The organism is Hydrogenovibrio sp. 3SP14C1 (genome assembly GCF_029625905.1).
Lineage (GTDB): Bacteria > Pseudomonadota > Gammaproteobacteria > Thiomicrospirales > Thiomicrospiraceae > Hydrogenovibrio.
In genome coordinates, this window is record NZ_JARTLM010000284.1 from 1 (window position 1) to 243 (window position 243).

Annotated in this window: 1 protein-coding gene; it reads right to left on the bottom strand. The window is 64.6% G+C overall.

Going from position 1 to position 243, the window contains the following annotated elements; all coding sequences use genetic code 11:
* Window positions 1-37: 37 nt before the first annotated feature.
* The coding region (locus P8629_RS12550) for a MerR family DNA-binding protein (protein ID WP_278166427.1) at window positions 38-243 on the bottom strand (206 nt) is incomplete at its 5' end.

A 243-nucleotide genomic window follows, 5' to 3' on the forward strand; every position in this document is an offset into this window, starting at 1 on the left:
GTCCTCGGCAGTGGGTTCAGTGCGTTGGAGTGCCGTACTAGCTGGTCGTTCTGCGATCGTCGACAGTGGGCCCGGCCTGCTGTACCGCTGCCGAAAGCGCTTCGATGATGCGGCAGTCTTTCACCGACGACTGATTGCAACCGGCCAGGCGCTGCAACTCCGCCTCGAGCCGCTGCAGGTCGGCGATGCGCTGGCGCACCTCGACCAGGTGGGTCTGAACCAGGCGATCGACATCGCTACAGG